This is a genomic window from Chryseobacterium sp. Bi04 (genome assembly GCF_918698085.1).
Taxonomy (GTDB): Bacteria; Bacteroidota; Bacteroidia; order Flavobacteriales; family Weeksellaceae; genus Chryseobacterium.
Genome location: NZ_CAKKLP010000012.1, coordinates 1 through 19,855, shown reverse-complemented (window position 1 = coordinate 19,855; position 19,855 = coordinate 1). Strand labels below are relative to the sequence as shown.

The window sequence follows — 19,855 nt, the reverse complement described above, 5'->3', positions numbered from 1 at the left end:
AAATTTGAAAAGTAATGAGTAGGCAAATAGCTTTAATTTCAATAATCAACATTAATAAAAAATCCCGAATTTTCATCCGGGATTGATATTATATTACATGAAGTTAATCTAAAACACTCCATCCTCTCTTCGGATTGGTGTTGGTAGAAACTTCCTGTTCGTTAACGATAATATTCTCTTTTCTCTGACCGATATAATCCAGTTCGCTTAATTTAGAGAAAATAGTTTCCAAACTTCTCAGCATCTGCTGGATATAAAGCAACGGTTCACCACAATTGTGGTGGTCATAATTGGTTTCAGCTACAATAGAAAGCTGGTTCAATAAAGTATGTGGTGCAATTTCACTCCACTCCAAACTATAATTCAGCATTTCTTCCAGCTCTGCAGGAATCAGGAGCTGAGTGGCATTGTATAAATGAAGAGCCAGCTTGGCAAAAGACTCAATCAAAAATACAGGCGGCTGCCAAGGGGTAATATTTCTGAACTGAAAATACATATCTCCAAAAGTATTAACCATGGTACTGCATAAAAATTTAACATTCTGTGCCAACGCTGTATTCTGGTTTTTATGAGAGGTCTTTTGAATAATCTTAAATGCATACTGCTGAAGATTTCCAATAGACTTCGCAAAGCTGCCATAATAATCTACTAAAGCCGGATGACTCTGAACAGAAGTACATGGAGGGATAAAATTGGAATCTACCTGAGCAATATTTCCTTTCAAATCCACTTTACCAATGATCAGATAATTTCCTCCGGAATAGCTGCTGTTGAGCGATGTTACAGGAAGTAATTCCAGGTGGTGATTCGGCTGGGCATTAGGATGGCGTGGTGGAATTTCCTCAGGATCAATATCTCCGAAAGGAACTTTATCAAAAGGGTTAACAGATATCAGAATATAATAATCTCCGTCTGCCTGCTCTTCATTCATCGTTTTTGCTAACGACTTTACACTTATTCTCCTGTCCGTCAATTCAATACGGTATCCAGCCATGGTAACAGCACTGCATCGTTTGATGACAAGCTGTACATCATTGGTTGCCGTGTTATGAACATCAAAAATAGTGCGGTCCGTGATCTCAGTAGAGATAGGTAAAAGTCCGTAATTATATGTAGTAATTCCAAGTGAATTGGAATCTCTGATGGTATCGATTAAGAAATTATCCTGATCATTAAGGTGTCTTTGGGAAACTTTCATCCCATCTACCCAATTGATTGCAAAATGTTTTATTGGCTGTATCATGTTAAATACTTTTTAGTTTTTGTGATTATGATTTTCTTAAAACTCCTTCCTCTTCATGCTGAATGACTCTTTTACAGATCACCACTTCATTCTCAGAAATGCTGTTTGTAGAAATATCCTGGTCAAAATCTATATATTTTCTAAAGCTGAAAAATGATTTCTTAGTATAGAAGATCCAATAATAAGGCTCCGCTTCCTGATCTGAAAGATGAATAACAGAACCTGGATTTTTGTGGTTGTAGTCATCTACCACTCTGTAAAACCAGTCTCCAAAAGTAACTCCTGTAGGAAGTGTTTTGGCTTTAATTCTAAATCTGTTTGTATCTTCTAAATTCTTACTTAATTCAACATTAAGGACCATTAATCTGTCAAAATCTGCTCCTTCAAAATCCGGCAGCTTCTGATCCGGAGAATATCTCCATGTCTTATAAATATCAAAAGGAATGCTGATAAGCTGCATATAACAGTAATAGAATACCATTGGAACAACGAAGATCAGTATACTGGTAGCAGCCATTACCGCATATCCCGTACCTTTACTCATCCAGTTAAAGATCAGGGTAAACAGGAATCCCCCAAAAACTATACACGTTAATGAAAGTATAGATTCAAATAAAATGCTCATGGCCAGAGAATCTATATGCTTTTTGAAATACTTATGCAGCAGATTAACGTGAATAATCCCCAAAATAAGGTAAATAACCTGTGCAATAAGATACCAATACGGATTAAATAAATTTCCGGCAAATCCAAAAATGCCCGGAATAGCTAGACATAAACTGCACAGAAGTACGTATACAATAATTACTTTAATTTTTATTGCAGGTTTGTTTCTCCTGATTATACCGAGTATAACCATCATAATAACTGCGATTAAAGGCATTAAAATATACCTAAAAAAAATACCCTTTACTGAAGAAATTTCCATTTGTTTCTTTTCGAATTTATACTTTGTTGGTAGTTGTAAATATAATAAAATAATTTAGAGAAATGTAGAGTATCCAAGGCGATTGGCATTTCTATCATCATCTTCCAGACTGAATGAATATTCTATCTTTTCTGTAATAAAGTTCTCTTCTACATCTACAGTTACAGGCAGAAAATAATCATACAGAATCTGCAGCAACTGCCTGAACGGATTTCCTGGGATATATTTTTTCATCTCCAGATAAGGAATAGGCCCTATATTGATTACCCAGTTCCGCTGCCCATCCATATGTCTTCCACTAGGAATATAAGTTACTCCCAATCTTGAATTCCCCAATAACATGGAGTCATCATTTTTCTCTAAACCATCAATGATATTGGGAGAAAAAGTAACTTCTACCGGTACCTGCAGAAAAGCAGTCATACATCTTTCAAACCACTTCTTATCTCCTCTGATCTGATGAAAAAAGGGTAAAATATGCATGAATATATAAGCATTCTGTTTATCCAGCATATTGATCAATGGCCAAAGCTCACTTACTGTTTCCAGTAAAGCATCCGTATTGCTCGTGATCTCAAATTCAGACTCTTTAAGCAATGCACTTATTTCCGTAAAAAATACCTCCAGCTCAAAAGGACGGAAAAACTTCCGTGCATCTTCCTCTACCCTTTTCTGTTTACGGATTTCCCGTACTACCGTATCAACGTTCTTTCTTGACGCGCCCAGAGACGGTGGATGGAAAAGTCCTTCCGGAAGGTAATCATAGATACCTTCCCTGTAGCTTTCTATCGTAAATACCTCTTCATCAAATCCTAAATAGCTGCTCGAAATACTTTTAATATCTTTCAGATAGGCACGGTCATTTATCCCGATCCGCTCAATAAATATATTGCTTACAGCCCTGTGATATCTCAAAAGATTAACTGCCACTGCTTCAGCCTTAAAGTCTGTCTGCAGTTTATTGTAATTCATATCTACAATATTATTCTCATGCATAGTGTTTCCTGTGATTATGACTTGTAAAGATAATATATCTCATAAGTTTGAAAAAATATTTTGCTAATAATTTTATCCTAAAAATACTAATTTATTGACATTAAAAGGAATAAATTTAAGTAAATTCCGTAAAAATACGGTAAACACTAAATCCCTTCACCTCTTTTATTTTCAAATTGGCAGCTTATAATCAAAGACTTAAAGCTTAAACGATCGTTATTACAGGATATACCACGCAAAAAAAAATAAAGCACCTTATATTTGATATACCCATCTCTTTTATTGCAATCCTATTTTATTAACAAATATTATAGAATAATTTTACTATTATTCCATGTTCATTCGGAAAGCGGCCGTATCTTTGCAGCCTGAAAATTGTTATTTAAAATGAAAAGTATTTATTCTAAAATTCTGATTTTAGCATTCATCTCTTCTTCACTTTATTCTTATGCGTGGGGATTGACGGGTCATAGAGTTATTGCAGACATCGCAGAAAACCATCTTTCGAGAAAAGCCAGAAGGGAAATCAAAAAAATAATGGGAAAAGAGCGTCTTGCTTATTGGGCAAACTGGCCAGACTTCATTAAATCTGATACTACAGGCACCTGGAAGCAAGCTTCATCATGGCATTATGTAAATATTGATCCACAGACTGATTTCAAGGCTTTTGATCAAAATTTAAAACTGCAGGCCGGCCCAAGTCTTTATACCCAGGTCAATACTTTATCCAGCCAGATCAAGGATAAAAACACGTCTGAAAAAGACAGGAAGATTGCATTGATCTTTTTAATCCACATTATGGGTGACCTTGCTCAGCCGCTGCATGTAGGAAGAGCTGAAGATCTAGGTGGAAACAGAATCAATGTTACCTATTTCGGAGACAAAACCAATTTACACTCAGTTTGGGATGGTAAGCTGGTAGATTCACAAAAGTACAGCTATACAGAGTATTCAAAACTTCTGGATATTAAATCTAAGGAAGAAGTGGCACAGATTCAGTCCGGAACACTGGAAGACTGGCTGTATGATTCTCATAAAATTGCCAACAAGATCTACGCACAGACGCCTAACGATTCTAAATTATCTTACGAATACCAGTACAAATTCAATGATACTCTGGAGAGACAGCTTCTGTACGGAGGATTGAGGCTGGCGAAGGTATTGAATGAACTTTTTTAAGGTAAGCAGTGAACCATAAATAATACTGATGATTCATCCTATATAATAAAAGCGGAACTACGGTTTCGCTTTTTTGTTTTAGACCGTCATGTCGCTTATTTTTAACCGTATTTTTTTGAATTATTCAGATTTCATAGCCTGAAACACAAATAAAAGAAATACAAAATCAGCGTTCTAAGCCGTGAGAGGTACAATTTACAACTAATTTTTGAATCTTAAATTAAATAAATAAAAAATAATTGAAACGGGTGTAACCTTTTTATATGTTGAAGCGTATTATATATAGTAACTCTTTTTTGAGGAAAAAATAGATGAGACAATTAAAAATCACCAAGCAGGTTACCAACAGGGAAACTGCTTCATTAGACAAGTACTTGCAGGAAATTGGTAAGGTAGAACTAATTACTGCGGACGAAGAAGTAGAATTGGCACAAAGAATACGTGCGGGCGACAGAGCAGCACTTGAGAAATTAATCAAAGCCAACCTTCGTTTCGTAGTTTCTGTATCTAAACAATACCAAAATCAAGGTCTTTCTTTACCCGATTTGATTAATGAAGGTAACTTAGGATTGATGAAAGCGGCAAAAAGATATGATGAAACCAGAGGTTTTAAATTTATTTCTTATGCAGTATGGTGGATCCGTCAATCAATTTTACAGGCGTTGGCTGAGCAGTCAAGAATTGTAAGACTACCGTTGAATAAAATTGGTTCCATCAATAAAATTAATAAAGCTTACGCTCACCTTGAGCAGGAAAATGAAAGACCCCCTTCTCCGGAAGAATTGGCTGAAGTTCTTGACATGAGCGAAGAGGATATTAAAGAATCTATGAAAAACTCCGGAAGACACCTGTCTATGGATGCGCCTTTAGTAGAAGGTGAAGATTCTAACCTTTATGATGTATTACGTTCCGGAGAATCTCCAAGCCCTGATAAAGATCTGATGCTTGAATCTCTTCAAATTGAAATTGAAAGAGCATTGAATACATTGACTCCAAGAGAGGCTGACTTGGTAAGATTATACTTCGGACTGAACGGAAAACATCCAATGACTTTAGAAGAAATTGGAGAAACTTTCGATCTTACCAGAGAGAGAGTTCGTCAGATCAAAGAAAAAGCGATCAAAAGACTAAAACACAATACCAGAAGCAAGATTTTGAAATCTTATTTAGGTAAATAATTTTAGTATTACAACATTGTATAGCGGAGTCTGTTTTCAGGCTCCGTTTTTTATATTAAGTTTGTTTAAACTTGCTAAAGTGTTTTAAATATTTGCCAATGTTGAGATTTATATAGAGTGATGCTTGATCGTGTTCTGTTTGTCATCCGTAGGAATCCAACCCTAGTGTTTAAAAACTTTCTTGTAACCACAAAAGTTTTTAAACACTTAAGTTATTAAAATTTCCAGCTTTGCGCATATAAGCACACTAAAGTTTTAAGAAAATCTTTGATTTTCATCTTAAGTACACTTATTTATGCACTATTATTTTAAACTTGCTAAAGTGTCTAAAAAATAAAAACTTTGATTTGTATTCAATTATATCAACTGCGTAACAAATTTCAATTTGCTATCAACTAATTAAAATCATACGCAGTCATCTTCACAGAAAAGAATTAAATGTTTACTTTTAATTGTTGAGATACGGTGTAACAATTATGATACCTATCACTTAATAAAACCTACTATGAAAAAAATACTTTTCGCTTCTACCCTGGCTCTGTCCATACTTTCCTGTACAGAAAATAAGCAACAGAATCCACCTCTTGTAGAAAATGCTGTTGACAATGCCGAGTCATCCGTTTCAGGCTCTTTTAAAAGTTATCGTGAAATTGGCACAAGTGTAGACAAAATCTATTTCGAATTAATTAAGAATGATAAAAATCTTACAGCTCTCAATTCCAGAGTAGTGAAAACTTTTGAGGAAACAGAAAAAGCTTTAGCTGTATATAATAACATACTCAACACCTCTGAATCTTTTTATCAGGATGCCCATTATCAGACTAAGGCCATCACAGATTCACTGGTAAAACAGCAGATAGAAAAAGAAATTACCGCCAGCTCTGACCGGTATAAGCTTAAAGTAAAAAATATAACAGACCGTATCAGCCAAATCACTAAAAACAATGAAACACTGACCAGTACATATACTGCATTCAAAATCAGAAAAACACTTCCTGAGATTGAAAAATACCAAAAAGCCCATCCTTTAAAAACAGATAGTTTGGATCGCATCATTACTAAGCAGAATCAATTGCTGGAAGAATTAAAAAAATTAAAATAATACAATCTCTCATGGAATATACTACACAATGGCTTACTGATAAAGCCCGCGTCAAGGAGCTGGTAGATTTTTTTATTACCCATAAAACAGATTCTTACATTTCCCATGGTGAAATGATGTCCGGCAGAGCTGTAGATGCTCACCATTGGAATCCCGATCTTGAAGTGATTCTGACGGAACAATTGATCACTGATTTTAATTCCGATGGCAGTTCCAGGCTGAATATTCTGATTGCAGAAAATGAGAACGGGGAAATTGTCGGGATGATGGTTTTCAATGTGATCAACAGCCCTTTTAAAAAATATGCGATTTTAGAGGATATGCTTCTGGACCAGTCTGTGAGAGGTCAGTCTCTTGGAAGCAGACTCTTGGAGAAAGCCATCCATGAATCTAAAAACTGGAACATTAGCTTTATCCTATTGGAAAGCGGTATCAATAATCACGGAGCTCATAATTTTTTCAGTAAATATGGTTTCAAAAAAGTATCAGAGAGTTATATTTTAACATTATAAATTAAAATATGTAGAGTCAGATTTTATCTTCCATAAGATCCTAGCACCTTAAAAATGGTATAACAGGAAAATCAATGTTTATGAATACTATTTCAATCATAGGAGCCGGCATTGGCGGTCTTACCCTTGGAAATGTACTGAAACAGCATCCCTATGATTTTACAATCTATGAATCTGCCCGGGAAATAAAACCTGTAGGAGCCGGCATTATGATGGCTGTGAATGCCATGCAGGTATTTGACCGGTTAGGTTTAAAGGAAAAAATTGAAAAAGCAGGAAACAAAATCCACAGGATCACCATCGCTAATGAATCCCTACAGCCTATTTCAAAAACGGAGATCCTGGGACTGGAAAAAAAGTATAACTCCTGTAATGTAGCTATCCACCGGGCAGCCCTTCAAAAGATTCTTGTGGAAAATATAGGATCAGAACATATTCAGCTCGGATATTCCCTGCTGAAAATTGAAAAGAAAGAAAACTATGCGCTGACATTTGAAAACGGAATTCAGAAAGAAAGTAAGATCATCTTTGGAGCAGACGGTATAAAATCTCAAGTCAGGAGTCAGATCTTTACAGCCGGTACTATCCGGAATTCCGGGCAGAAATGCTGGCGCGGTCTGGTGGACTTTGAGCTTCCTGAAAAATATCACCAGGAGGCATTTGAAGTATGGGGAAAAGGGAAACGGTTTGGATTTGTGAAAATTTCAGAGAAAAAAGTCTACTGGTATGCCTGCATCAATGAGAAAAGTTTTAACCAACACATTATACCCGCCGATATTTTCAGTGACTTTGATTCTTTAATTGTAAAGCTTATCGAAGCTACTGCAAAAGAAGACATTATCTGTAATACCATTACCGACCTCGCTCCTATTCCTCAATGGTATACAGACAACTTATGCATGATTGGTGATGCCGCCCATGCTACCACTCCGAATATGGGACAAGGTGCCTGTCAGGCCATTGAAGACGCTTATATTATCGGAAGGTTACTGGAAAAAAACAGTGATTTCAATGCTGTTTTTGAAGAATTTCAAAAGATCAGAAGAAAGAAAGTAGATTATATTGTCAATACAAGCCGAACTATCGGAAAAGTCTCTCAATGGGAACATGGAAATTCATTGCGCAATTTTTTAATGAGGTTAATCCCCGAAAGCACCAACCAAAAAATGGCAAAAAAAATTATAGAACTGGAAATGTAAAAACTTTATTTTCGTGCAGATTAAGAATAGGCAGTTCAAACAACAAGAGAACATCATTTTCAGATATTCTCTTTATTATAGTAAAAATACCAGCTTAGTGAGCCAGTCTTTCTTTCATTAATAGGTTAAAGTAAGGCCGGCTCCCCAACCCATTTCATTATCATAATTTCCGGAAAGGGATAACCATTTTTGTACGATATATCTTATTCCCGTTGAAAATTCTCCATCAGAATTAACACTGAAATTACCTCTGAATCTTCTGGAAAGTGGAATATCTTCCCTGCTCAGCTCCAATAATACTTTTCCATTATGGTCTACACTTGCATCTGCTGTAATCAACATTGGTAACACGTATTGCATCCCGACAATGAAGGCATATTTACTTTTTGAAGCCTTCTGTTGGCCAAACCAGGATTTCTTACCATGAAAATCCATTCCCATATCCTCGGCCATCTGTCTTTCCATAATCTCATGATTCTTCTGGATTCTCACTCCGGCATAAGGAAGTGCCCACTGGAACTTTCCTAAGAATCTTCCCACTTTTACATTGCCTTCAAAGTGATCAAAATTCCAGTTGGAATGAAACTCATTAAGATTGGCCCATCTTGGCCCGAACATCGTCATTGTTTCTGCATGCATCTTATTGCTGGCAACATCCAGCATAGCCATAGAACTGATCATTTTATTGTCCTGCAGGAAGTTTTTCCAGGCCAGCTTTCTATTAGGCAGCTGTGGATTGGGTTTTGAATTTTCATAACTGAATATTCTTCCCATCCCAGCCATCATATGATACAGGATATGACAGTGGAAAAACCAGTCTCCATCCTGATTGGCAGCAAATTCAATGGTGGTGGTTTCCATTGGCATAATATCCACCACATTTTTCAGTGGAGAGTATTCCCCTTTTGAGTTGATCAGCCTGAAGTCATGACCATGCAGGTGCATAGGATGTCGCATCATGGAGTTGTTATACAGTTTGATTCTAAGGATTTCTCCTTTTTTAATCATAATCTTATCTGTTTCTGTAACTGTTTTATTATCTAAAGTCCACAGATAATGGCTCATATTCCCTTCCAGGGTAAATTTCATTTCACGAACACTGTCTGCCGGAAGAATTGTTTTTTCCGGAGACTTCAGGATATTGTAAGACAGCCTTTTGATGGTCTTTTCTTCCTTCATATCCATTCCTGCATGTTGAGAATGATCTTCTTTTTTATCCTCTTCTTTCGTTTTTACCCCCATCATCTCATTCATATGCTTCATGGTCATTTTCCTTTGGTTTTCAGATAATTCCGGGTACATCACTTCATTCATATCCATCATTTGATTTCCCATCGTCATATTCATCGGCTTCATATTTCCGCTCATTTCCATCATTCCGTTCATCATCTTCATTCCTTCAAAAAGCATTAATCTTGGTAAATTGGGAGCTTCTGTTCTTTCACCGGAACCCAGCCAAAGGGAGGCATGCCCTATCCTGTCTTCTGAAGTGGCCCTGAACTCAAAGCTTTTATTTTCAGGAATGGTGACTTCAATATCATAGGTTTCGGAAACGCCAACAATCAGACGGTCTACTTCTACAGGAACTACATCATTACCGTCATTTGCTACTACTTTTATCTTGCCGCCTCCATAATTAAGCCAGAAATACGTGGATGAACCTCCATTGGCTACTCTTAATCTTACTTTATCCCCGGCTTTTAAATTGGAATACTCTGAGCTGGGAGTACCGTTAATCAGAAATTTATCATAGTATACATCACTCACATCCATAGCCTCCATCCTTTTCCATTCATTCAGGGCTTTGGTTCCAAAATTTCCGGACTTGATAGCTTCCCAATAACTCTGAACAGCGTTTTTCTTTATGGCATACCAGTCTGTATTGGCCATATGCAGTCTTCTTGCAATCTGCATAGGATCCTCATCACTCCAGTCTCCCAACAATACCGGTATTTCAGCATTGTATTCTGTCTTAGGTTCTCCTTCTCTCTTGTTAAATACCAGGATCCCATTCATTCCTATCTGCTCCTGAAGTGCCTCATGGGAATGATACCAATAGGTTCCATTCTGAGAAACCCTGAACTTGTACAGATGGGTTTCTCCAGGTTTCACAGGTTTTGTGGTAAGGTATGGAACTCCGTCATGTTCATTGGGTAAAATAACACCATGCCAGTGGAGCCCTGTATTTTCCTTAAGCATATTGTGGAGATAGATTTCGGCAGTATCCCCTTCAGTAAAATACAGTGTCGGAGACTGAAGCTTTCCGTTGATCGCAATAGCTCTCCGGTTTTTCCCGGTAAAATTGACGATGGTATCTTTTACATATAAATCATAACGAACTGTTTTCCCTCCAAAACTAAGTCTGCCATTTTCAGAATTTCTTTTTACAACAGGACTTTCATCTTTTGGGGTTTCTAAAGCAATGTGCTGATGTTCTTCTTTTTCCACCAGCTTCATTCCGCATTTAGGACATTTCCCCGGCTTATCTGAAATGATTTCAGGATGCATAGGACAAGTGAAAACAGATTGTTGTTTAGATACAATTTTATTTTGCGTTTTAGCCTTTATATCAGGCTTTCTCACCTTCATTTTTTGAGCTTCATTCGCCTTACTTACTTTTTTGACATCAACCTTCTTTTTTATTTTAGCTTCTACCGGTTGAGATTTTGTCACTATTTTAGGTATTGATTTTTCCTGTGGTTTTGCTACGGCTTTAGGTTTTACGACAACCGTTTTCTTTACCAGAGTCATTTTGCATTTCGGACAGTCTCCAGGTTTTGGAGAGACTACTTCCGGATGCATCGGACAGGTATAATAGGTTTTGGTTGTTTGTGCAAAAGTAAAGACAGAAAACAAAAGCAACAGAAATATGATTAGTTTTTTCATAATTTTCCGAACTTTTAGAAGTTGCATAACTTAAATCAAATTATAACTTAAGCTATACAACTTATTATTTTAAAGATAAATACAAAGTATTATTTAATTTCCGACTTTACACTTCCGCAAGAAAGCATAGCTTTACCATAGTAAGGATTGGCAATCTGTTTTTCATCGCTCAACCAGCTTCCGTTAGCCATTGGGCAGTATTGTACGTACACCGGTTTTTCTGAAAGTTTGAACTCTTTTGTCAGCGCAATCATATTGTCTGAAAGGTTCAGGAAAGTTTCTCTTTGAGCGGTAACGCTTCTAGCCTCGGAGATCGCTGAAGCATCTTTTCTAAGAATATTAAGATTTCCTTCAGATACTGCCTTATAATCCACAGTTGAAGCTGTTTTAATGAATTCTGTAGCCGCTTTTGAGGTTTTATCTGCATCATCGGAAGCCAGGCCCGATTTGATGGCAATATAGTTCTGATATAGTTTTGAAACCTGAGCGTCTTTTTTAGACTGTGCAGAAACTGAAAGGATTGAAAATAAAGATAGGGCTGCTGTAATGATATATTTTTTCATTGTTTTAAATTTTAGAATTAATTTTTAATAAAGGAATATTAAAGACACATCAGAAAATGCGTCAGAGCATGTCGTCTGTAACGATATGATCATCATACCGGAAACGACGGACTTATTCTAAATTCTAAAATTACAGTGATGGATGTAAATAGGAACCGGTTGGTATTCCGGAGGCCCATTGATCTGAATTTGAGTAAATTTTGAAGCTGAAAAAGATTTGTCAGCAAAGAAAAACTGGTGTGTAACAGGGATTTCAGAAATTTGTCCTAAAAAGTTAATACTAATCAAATCTGATTTTTGAGAATCATCAACTTTTACAACTTTAATTTCTGTTTTACAACATCCCTTTTTCTCTTTAACACCACATTTTCCACAGATGTCACTTGTTTTCTGGCTTACAGAAACAAATTCCTGCATACAAAAATGAACACTAAATGCTGCTCCGGAAGAAAATCCGAAGTAGAAAATAGAGAATAATATGGCAAGAATCTTTTTCATTGACAGGACAAAGGTAAAAATATCCGCGAAACCGTTGTTATAAAATTCGGTATTGTTGTTATAAAATTCTGGTTTATTAAAAAAGCTCCGGAAAATATCCCGGAGCTTTTACTATTTTTTAGTATTTCATGGGATTGAGTACATCTACAAAATCCATTTAACGTCTAAGTTCTACAGTTTAAACTCTAACTTAACATTAAAGAAACGCCCTGTAAGACGTACGGGAACCGGATACATAACATTAGAGTTATAATCTGTTATCCACTGATTAGCTACCGTATTGTTTATATTAAATGCATTGAAAACCTGAACTCCCAGTGTTAGCTCCTCGAAGTTACCCCAGAATCCATATCTTTTCTTTTTATCCTTTGGATCAATAAAAACTTTCGATAATCCAAGATCCACTCTTTTATAAGCAGGCAATGTACTCTGATACTGATAAGGGTTTGTGAAAACAGGTGCTCCGTTTGGAAGCCCCATAGCATATACCAATGTAAGATTAACACGCATTGAAGGGAATCTCGGCATATAATCCTGATAGAACATAGCAAACCTGAAACGTTGGTCCGTAGGTCTTGGGATATTTCCCTGCCCGTCTATATTCTCAAATACCCTTGCATAACTTGCAGACAACCATGAGTCTACTCCGGGAACAAACTCTCCGAATAATCTGGTATCAATACCATAGGCATATCCGGTAGCATTATTCTGCCCTGAATAGCGGATTCTTACATTATCCATATAATAAGGAATCAGGTTATCCATTTTCTTATAATAGAGTTCTGTAGTAAGTTTAAACGGCCGGTCATACATCTGGAACTCGTAGTCGTTAGCAAGAATTAACTGTATCGAACGCTGAGACTTTATATTGCTGTTGAAATTCCCATCAAGGTCTTTGATTTCCTTATAGAAAGGAGCCTGATAATAAATCCCTCCTGAAACTTTAAATAACATATCAGATTCCCAGTCCGGTTTTATGGCAAACTGAAATCTTGGTGAGAATATTGTTTCTTTATTAAAACTCCAATTGGCTACCCTGGCTCCGGCATTGATGAATACTTTACTGGCTCCCCAATAAAATTTTTGTGAATACTGTGCGTAAGCGGATAATCTTGTAGGTTCAATATTATTGGCACCTGCAATATAATACGCCAGCTTAAGATCTCCGGTTGTTCCCCTTGGATCTACAATAGGCCTTGGAAGGCTATATCCTGCCGAATCTACAAGTTTCCATTCGTTGGTAAGATCTTTTAAATTTTCTTTTTCATATTTGAATCCAACTTCTATATCCGTATTGCTATTAGGAGAAAAACGGGCCCTGAACTGTGTTCCGTATGTTCTTACAAAAAGATCATTTCTGGCATGATCTATCTGTGCCCCTGCATCAAAGCTGGGAAGCGGATCTTTTGTAATAGGATCAAAAGTCTGCAGCTTATAGCCTGACTGTATGGAATAATACTCTTTTTCCCTGTTTTGGTAAGCAAAACTATCCAATGTAAGTCTCCATTTATCAGATGGTTTATAATTCATGGAAAAAGTTCCCATCATATTTTTATACTGGTCCTTTTCCTGCCCGTAATAATTGATGTATACATTGATAGGCTGCTGAAGTGTTCCAAAAGTAACATCTTTTGCTTTGGGAACCATTTCATAATCGTTCTTGGAATAATACCCGATGAATGACATGGAGAATTTATCATTCACATGATAATTGATATAAGACTGAAAATCCCAATACGTTGGGTTAAAGTCTGTATCTTCATTCAGTGTATTTAAAACAAGATTGGTATTTCTGTATCTTCCTGAAAATAAGGCCGTAAGTTTTTTATTTTTTGAAGCAAGCCCTGTTGTAAGCCTTCCTCCAATTAAACTTGCCTCCCCTGAAAGCTCAAACTTTTCAGGTTCGCGATAATAGATATTTAATGCGGAAGACATTTTATCTCCATATTTAGGTTCAAATCCTCCTGCTGAGAAGTTGACTGTTGAAACCATATCCGGATTAATGATGCTCATCCCTTCCTGCTGAGAGTTTCTTACAAGGAAAGGTCTGTAAATCTCAATATCATTGATATAGATAAGGTTTTCATCATAGTTTCCACCACGCACCATATATTGGGAAGAGAGCTCAGTATTTGAGTTTACGGAAGGAAGGGTTTTAAGTAGCCCTTCAATTCCTCCACTTATAGAAGCTACTGCTTTAGCCTCTTTGGCTGAAATTTTTACGTTGGTAAGATCGTTTGTTCTTCCTGTTGTTTTTTTCTGGAATACAACTTCCTCAATATCGGTTACTTTAGTCACCGTATCCTTTTTTCTTTGTTGGGAGAAAATAAGTACGGGAACTATAAGGCTTAACGGTAAAACTAGTTTTTTCAAAAGAAATGTTTTAAGAATTTCTAAAATTAATGTTTTTTTAACAATTACAAAATTGATTCTCTAATTCTTGTTAATTTTTGCAGTAAATCTTCTAATAAATCCAGTCTTAGCATATTGGCCCCATCAGACAATGCTGTTTCAGGCGTAGGATGTGTTTCTATGAAAAGACCATCTGCACCTACTGCTATTCCAGCTTTAGCCACTGTTTCAATAAGGTCTGGTCTTCCTCCTGTCACCCCTGAGCTTTGATTAGGCTGTTGTAATGAGTGGGTAACGTCTAAAATGACCGGAGCATATTCTCTCATCGTGGGAATACCTCTGTAATCTACGATCAGATCTGTATATCCAAAAGAATTTCCTCTTTCAATGATCGCTACTTTCTGATTATCAGAATCTGTAATTTTCTGAACGGCAAACTTCATCGCTTCCGGAGACAGAAACTGTCCTTTTTTCAGGGTAACACATTTCCCGGTTTTTGCTGCGGCTACCAAAAGGTCTGTCTGACGTACCAAAAATGCAGGGATCTGTAAAACATCCACGTACTGCGCTGCCAACGCTGCATGCTCATTTTCGTGAATATCTGTTGTTGTAGGAATATTGAATGTCTCCCCTACTTTTTTAAGGATTTCAAGAGATTTTTCTTCACCAATAGAGGTAAAAGAATCTACTCGACTTCTGTTGGCCTTTTTAAAACTTCCTTTGAAAATATAGGGAATATTGTACTTGTCTGTGATCTCAATTACTTTTTCTGCAATTCTTAGGGCCATATCTTCCCCCTCAATAATACAAGGTCCGGCAATAAGAAAAAAGTTTTTTGAATCTTTGTGTTGAATATTATCTAAATATTGAATCATTATTGTTGTAATTAAAAGTTCAGTAAAAATACTTATAAAGTTTCAGACTTGGAAATTATTTGGAAAGAGAGTGGAGTTTAGAGGTTGGATAACAACCTTGGAGCCTATAGATGAAAATACCTTGGATCCGGATACTGGAAAACAAAATCAAGTTCTGAAATTAACTTTGAAGACATAACTTTCTTTCCCTGTATTTCGCCGGCTTCAGTATCCGGCAAATTCTTTTGGGCCTGAATTACCTGATTTTTTGACGGATGCATCGGAGCGGTCACATTATAAAGTTTTCCTTTTGTCCCTTTTTCTATCATTTCTGAGATCACTCTACAGCTATCAGCGTAGTGAATATGGTTAACTGCAAAATCCGGATTGAACACAGTATAGTTTTTAAGAAGCCTATCATCTCCCATCAGACCTCCCAGTCTTAGAATATTCACCTGCGGATATGTATTTCTTACCAATCTTTCTCCCGAAACCTTTTCTACAGGTACCTTTTCTTCGGTTACCTCTTCCGGAACATCCGGATAAACACCCGTAGAGCTCATGAGAAACATCTGCCCTTTGAAATCACCTATAAATAATGATAAATTCTGAATTCTGTTGTACAGCGAACTTACACAGCAGCTTCTTCCTGTAACCGGAATCGTAATAATTAAAACATCCAGATCCTGAACTTCTTCCCATTGCGGATAAGGCTCTGCCAGCTGATAATCCATAAAATGAGCCACTACTGCATGAAATCCTTTAGAATTCAGTTCATCAGCTTTATCCTGTGTAGTCGTGGTAGCATATATTCTATACCGATCAGACATAGCTGTTGCCATTCTTTCTCCCAGCCATCCGTAGCCTATAATTCCTATTTTTTTCATATATCTGATATTTTCTGAGAGGAAAGCATTTCATCCAATGCAGCCATTAAACCAGTTTTCGTTTTTTCATTGAGGTGTATACATTTCTGAACAGCTTCCGGAATATGTTTTGCCTTTTCCTGAAGTATCTTTCCGTTTTCTGTGAGGTTTATAAGCACTACCCTTTCGTCCTCTGTACTTCTGGTTCTCGTTAGAAGGTGATGGGTTTCCATCCGCTTCAGTAAAGGAGTTAAAGTTCCGTTATCCAGATGAAGATGTTCTCCTATTTTACCAATATTCATTTCTCCATTCTCCCATAAAACAACCATGACCAGATATTGAGGATATGTCAGCGAAATTTCGTCCAGGTAAGGTTTATATAAACCTGTAATATACCTTGAAAGCGCATATATTTTAAAGCATAAATGTTCGGAAAGAGCCATCATAAATTTTTTATTAAGTAACAAAAATAACTTATTTATTTTGTGCACAATATTTTTGTTTACAATATTTTTTTTCTATGAGAAAAGAATAGCTGTTACAGAAGTACGACTACACTTTAGTGTAAAATTACTATGACCGTTCATTTTTTCACCTTTTTCTTATTTATGACTTCACTTTATTATTAAATTCGCAATAACTAAAACCTTTAAAACTAACATTAAGCATGAAAAACACTAAGCTATCCGGCTTGTCTATTGACGAGCTCACCAAAGAAGATAAAAAGCGGTCTGCTATATTTATTTCGTACTGCATTATTGTAGGAATCATGATTGTCGCTTCAATTTATGCAACGCTCAGGAACGGTTTCAGCATCATCAGTTCCCTCCCTATATTTTTCATTCCTATGTATCTCACCATATGGAATAGCCAGCGGGAAATACGTAAAGAGATCAAATCCCGAAAGTCCAATTAAAAACTTTTTACAAAATGCAGAATAGATGGTTAAACTGTACTTTTCAAGAGTCTTATGATTCCCTTTACTTTTATGCTCTTCGTAATGCTTATTGGGTATTTATCCGCTTTTATCGCTACAGTATTACCTTAATTTAAAAACTAAATCATAAAAAAGGCTTCCAAATTGGAAGCCTTTAACACCATATCAACTATAATAAATACATTATTATTCAAATACACTTCCCTTTTCTCCCAGCTTAAATTATCCGTTTACATCCAGCTTAGCAGAAGTATTCGGAGCAACAGTGCCAATTCCTACATTCGCATTATTATTTCCCAAAACAATGGCATTGGCCTGTGAAGTGGTCGCTCCATATCCTACAGCTGTTGAATATTGTCCCAGAGCATTCGCTCCGGAGCCTACAGCCGTTGAATTTTCACTATTGGCAACAGCATTATATCCTAATGCCGTTTCACTATTGGTATTGGTATTTGTTTTTGCATTATACCCTACTGCCAATGACTGGAAACCTCCTGCAGAGGAGTTGTTTCCAATAGCTGTAGATTCATTTTTACTGGTTTGGGCATTGTATCCTATTGCTGTAGATTTAAACGTGTGTTCACCTAACAAAACAACTTTTGATATGATCATTTACCATTCCGGTCGCCTGCATATGAGCATATACAACGGTAGACCCCATAAATTTGAATCCTCTTTTCTTCAGATCTTTAGATATATTATCTGAAATTTCTGTGGTTGCAGGAACATCTGCCAAAGTCTCAGGTTGATGATCTATAGGTTTTCCGCCTACAAAATTCCATATATATTGAGAAAAGCTTCCGAATTCTTTTTGTACCTCCATAAATTTCTGCGCGTTGGTGACGGCAGCCAGTATTTTCATTCTGTTTCTGATAATCCCGGAATCATTCATTAATTCTTCTATTTTATGCTCAGAATACACAGCCATTTTCTGATAATCAAAATGGTCAAAAGCTTTTCTGAAGTTTTCTCTTTTGCTGAGAATCGTATACCAGCTTAAGCCCGCCTGAAAGCTTTCAAGAATCAGAAATTCAAAAATAGTTTTGTCATCATATACAGGTCTTCCCCATTCCTTATCATGGTATGCTCTGTACAGATCATCTTTTTCACACCATCCACAACGAATTTTTTCCATAGATTAAAAATTTACAGATTTAAAGTTAATATCCATTTTAGAAAAAATAAAAAAAGATTATGAAAAATTTAACAATATCACATCTTTTTAGGAATGGTTATTGTTTATTTACTAATATACAATTCAAATTACAAAATATAATATTATGAACAATTCAGAGTATAACAAAGCGGAAAATGCAGTGAACAATGTAGAGAACTCTTTACAGAATGCTTCAGATCAGGCCAAGTGGAAAATCAATGAATTGGCAGACAGAGCCAAAGATTATATTAATGAGAAGAGGAATAACGATCAGGAAGCTAATCAGGAAGACTGGTTAGACAGGGTAAAAGCTAATGTTTCAGATGCCTGGGAGGATATCAAAGATAAAGCGGATGAGGCCTGGGAAAAAACCAAAGATGCAGCAGAGGATGTAAAAGCAGAATGGAATAAGAAAACCAATTAATAATTTCAGTCATATAAATATTTTCAATAAAATGGAGTCTTAAATTGATAAGGCTCCATTTTTTATTATGTCATAACCACAATTATTGCTACATTTGTATTTCAATAAACATTAAAAAATTATGTCATACGGTTTACTTAAAGGCAAAAAGGGGATTATTTTTGGAGCCCTTAATGAACAATCTATCGCATGGAAAGTTGCTGAAAGATGTCATGAGGAAGGTGCGGAATTCATCTTATCTAACGCTCCTATCGCTTTGAGAATGGGAGAGCTTAATGGTTTAGCAGAAAAAACAGGTTCTGAAGTGATAGCTGCTGATGCTACTTCTATAGAAGATCTTGAAAAACTTTTTGATGCTGCAACCGCAAAATTCGGAAAAATAGATTTTATCCTTCACTCTATAGGCATGTCCGTAAATGTAAGAAAAGGAAAACATTATACTGAAATGAATTATGACTGGTTAGAAAAAGGTTGGGATATTTCAGCTGTTTCTTTCCATAAAGTAATGCGTGTAGCTTGGGAGAAAGACTGTATGAATGAGTGGGGAAGTATTTTGGCCCTAACTTATATTGCAGCTCAGAGAACTTTCCCTGATTACAATGATATGTCTGATAACAAGGCTTATCTTGAAAGTATTGCAAGAACTTTCGGAAATTACTGGGGGGCGAGAAAAGTACGTGTTAACACAGTTTCTCAGTCACCTACGCCTACTACGGCAGGTAGTGGTGTAAAAGGTTTCGGAGGTTTCCTTGGATATGCTGAAGATATGTCTCCGCTAGGAAATGCTACAGCTCTTGACTGTGCTAACTATTGTGTAACTTTATTCTCTGATCTTACTCAAAAAGTAACTATGCAGAATCTTTTCCATGATGGTGGTTTCAGCAGCTCAGGGGTTACCCAGAAAGTAATCAGCAAGTATGATGTTGAATAATTAAGAAGATATTTTTACTTATAAAATAAGAATCGGCGGCCTCAAAGAGGC

Annotated in this window: 20 protein-coding genes; 8 read left to right on the top strand and 12 right to left on the bottom strand. The window is 36.3% G+C overall.

Features of this window, described 5'->3' with window-relative positions:
- Positions 1-103 precede the first annotated feature (103 nt).
- From LQV47_RS17000 to LQV47_RS16990, 3 genes are read right to left on the bottom strand one after another with little or no spacing between them, the layout of a single operon-like run.
- Positions 104-1,243 (bottom strand): hypothetical protein, encoded by a 1,140-nt coding sequence (locus tag LQV47_RS17000; RefSeq protein WP_230038956.1) that lies wholly within the window; start codon positions 1,241-1,243, stop codon positions 104-106.
- A 25-nt stretch (positions 1,244-1,268) separates the two neighbouring features.
- A complete protein-coding gene (locus LQV47_RS16995; RefSeq protein WP_290368675.1) occupies positions 1,269-2,171 on the bottom strand; it encodes a TssN family type VI secretion system protein in 903 nt (300 codons plus the stop codon).
- A 54-nt stretch (positions 2,172-2,225) separates the two neighbouring features.
- The gene (locus LQV47_RS16990; RefSeq protein ID WP_230038952.1) at positions 2,226-3,143 is read right to left on the bottom strand and encodes a type VI secretion system baseplate subunit TssG; all 918 of its coding nucleotides are present in this window, start codon (positions 3,141-3,143) and stop codon (positions 2,226-2,228) included.
- Positions 3,144-3,554: 411 nt separating this feature from the next.
- Between LQV47_RS16990 and LQV47_RS16985 the strand changes: the two genes are divergently transcribed.
- The 5 genes from LQV47_RS16985 (at position 3,555) to LQV47_RS16965 (ending at position 8,337) form a co-directional block, all read left to right on the top strand.
- Positions 3,555-4,346, top strand: a complete 792-nt coding sequence (locus LQV47_RS16985) for a S1/P1 nuclease (protein WP_230038950.1) — start codon at positions 3,555-3,557, stop codon at positions 4,344-4,346.
- 311 nt (positions 4,347-4,657) lie between these two features.
- Positions 4,658-5,524, top strand: a complete 867-nt coding sequence (locus LQV47_RS16980; RefSeq protein ID WP_002979276.1) for an RNA polymerase sigma factor RpoD/SigA — start codon at positions 4,658-4,660, stop codon at positions 5,522-5,524.
- Positions 5,525-6,029: 505 nt separating this feature from the next.
- Complete coding sequence (locus LQV47_RS16975) at positions 6,030-6,626, top strand: hypothetical protein (protein WP_230038948.1); 597 nt, start codon at positions 6,030-6,032, stop codon at positions 6,624-6,626.
- An 11-nt stretch (positions 6,627-6,637) separates the two neighbouring features.
- The gene (locus LQV47_RS16970) at positions 6,638-7,138 is read left to right on the top strand and encodes a GNAT family N-acetyltransferase (RefSeq protein WP_230038946.1); all 501 of its coding nucleotides are present in this window, start codon (positions 6,638-6,640) and stop codon (positions 7,136-7,138) included.
- Positions 7,139-7,218: 80 nt separating this feature from the next.
- The gene (locus tag LQV47_RS16965) at positions 7,219-8,337 is read left to right on the top strand and encodes an FAD-dependent monooxygenase (RefSeq protein WP_230038944.1); all 1,119 of its coding nucleotides are present in this window, start codon (positions 7,219-7,221) and stop codon (positions 8,335-8,337) included.
- A 117-nt stretch (positions 8,338-8,454) separates the two neighbouring features.
- On the opposite strand, the gene LQV47_RS16960 is transcribed toward LQV47_RS16965, so the two are convergent.
- The 7 genes from LQV47_RS16960 to LQV47_RS16930 all read right to left on the bottom strand — a co-directional run bounded on the left by LQV47_RS16960 (position 8,455) and on the right by LQV47_RS16930 (position 16,802).
- Entirely contained in the window at positions 8,455-11,223 is a 2,769-nt protein-coding gene (locus LQV47_RS16960) for a multicopper oxidase domain-containing protein (protein ID WP_230038942.1), read from the bottom strand.
- A gap of 89 nt (positions 11,224-11,312) precedes the next feature.
- A complete protein-coding gene (locus tag LQV47_RS16955) occupies positions 11,313-11,786 on the bottom strand; it encodes a DUF3347 domain-containing protein (RefSeq protein WP_230038939.1) in 474 nt (157 codons plus the stop codon).
- A 117-nt stretch (positions 11,787-11,903) separates the two neighbouring features.
- Positions 11,904-12,284: a hypothetical protein gene (locus LQV47_RS16950; RefSeq protein WP_230038937.1), complete on the bottom strand. Its 381-nt coding sequence runs from the start codon at positions 12,282-12,284 to the stop codon at positions 11,904-11,906.
- Positions 12,285-12,455: 171 nt separating this feature from the next.
- Positions 12,456-14,657, bottom strand: coding sequence for a TonB-dependent receptor plug domain-containing protein (locus LQV47_RS16945; RefSeq protein ID WP_230038935.1), 2,202 nt, complete (start codon positions 14,655-14,657; stop codon positions 12,456-12,458).
- Between the two features lie 44 nt (positions 14,658-14,701).
- Entirely contained in the window at positions 14,702-15,511 is an 810-nt protein-coding gene (gene kdsA / locus LQV47_RS16940) for a 3-deoxy-8-phosphooctulonate synthase (RefSeq protein ID WP_047495421.1), read from the bottom strand.
- A 104-nt stretch (positions 15,512-15,615) separates the two neighbouring features.
- A complete protein-coding gene (locus LQV47_RS16935; protein WP_230038933.1) occupies positions 15,616-16,377 on the bottom strand; it encodes a hypothetical protein in 762 nt (253 codons plus the stop codon).
- On the bottom strand, positions 16,374-16,802 hold the full coding sequence (locus tag LQV47_RS16930) for a MarR family transcriptional regulator (RefSeq protein ID WP_230038931.1): 429 nt from the start codon (positions 16,800-16,802) through the stop codon (positions 16,374-16,376). The genes LQV47_RS16935 and LQV47_RS16930 overlap by 4 nt, the downstream gene beginning before the upstream one ends.
- A gap of 221 nt (positions 16,803-17,023) precedes the next feature.
- Here LQV47_RS16930 and LQV47_RS16925 point away from each other — a divergent pair, with 221 nt between their 5' ends.
- Positions 17,024-17,272: a hypothetical protein gene (locus LQV47_RS16925; RefSeq protein ID WP_230038929.1), complete on the top strand. Its 249-nt coding sequence runs from the start codon at positions 17,024-17,026 to the stop codon at positions 17,270-17,272.
- Between the two features lie 243 nt (positions 17,273-17,515).
- Here the strand turns inward: LQV47_RS16925 and LQV47_RS16920 are convergent, their stop codons facing one another.
- Positions 17,516-17,884 (bottom strand): hypothetical protein, encoded by a 369-nt coding sequence (locus LQV47_RS16920; protein ID WP_230038927.1) that lies wholly within the window; start codon positions 17,882-17,884, stop codon positions 17,516-17,518.
- Positions 17,874-18,428 (bottom strand): DNA-3-methyladenine glycosylase I, encoded by a 555-nt coding sequence (locus LQV47_RS16915; RefSeq protein ID WP_230038925.1) that lies wholly within the window; start codon positions 18,426-18,428, stop codon positions 17,874-17,876. Before LQV47_RS16915 ends, LQV47_RS16920 begins: the two co-directional genes overlap by 11 nt.
- 145 nt (positions 18,429-18,573) lie before the next feature.
- On the opposite strand from LQV47_RS16915, the gene LQV47_RS16910 reads away from it, so the two are divergent.
- Positions 18,574-18,873, top strand: a complete 300-nt coding sequence (locus tag LQV47_RS16910; RefSeq protein ID WP_230038923.1) for a hypothetical protein — start codon at positions 18,574-18,576, stop codon at positions 18,871-18,873.
- A gap of 121 nt (positions 18,874-18,994) precedes the next feature.
- The gene (locus LQV47_RS16905; protein ID WP_047495453.1) at positions 18,995-19,804 is read left to right on the top strand and encodes an SDR family oxidoreductase; all 810 of its coding nucleotides are present in this window, start codon (positions 18,995-18,997) and stop codon (positions 19,802-19,804) included.
- Positions 19,805-19,855 lie beyond the last annotated feature (51 nt).